Source organism: Priestia sp. SIMBA_032 (genome assembly GCF_046535215.1).
In the GTDB taxonomy this organism is placed as follows: domain Bacteria; phylum Bacillota; class Bacilli; order Bacillales; family Bacillaceae_H; genus Priestia; species Priestia aryabhattai.
This window is the reverse complement of the sequence record NZ_JAWRXD010001552.1, coordinates 1-236: the sequence shown is the minus strand read 5'-3', so window position 1 is coordinate 236 and position 236 is coordinate 1. Positions and strand designations below refer to the sequence as shown.

Genomic DNA, 236 nt, shown 5'->3' with positions numbered 1-236 from the left:
CCAGGTAGCCCATGCAGGCCGCCGTGAAGCCCGAACCGGTTCCGATTTCGAGCACGCGCTGGCCGGGCTGGATTTCCAGGGTCTGGAGCATCCGGCCTTCCTCGATCGGCTTGAGCATGACCTGGTCATGCGCCAGCGGAATGCGCAGGTCGGAAAAGGCCATCCGCCGGTAGTCGGCGGGGGCGAAGTCCTCACGCGGGACTTCTCGCAGCGCATCGAGCACGAGCGGGTCGAGC

At 66.9% G+C, this 236-nt stretch carries 1 protein-coding gene; it reads right to left on the bottom strand.

From position 1 onward, the window contains the following. A partial coding sequence (locus tag SB717_RS39490) for a protein-L-isoaspartate O-methyltransferase family protein (RefSeq protein WP_410908783.1) occupies nucleotides 1-236 on the bottom strand: 236 nt, incomplete at both ends.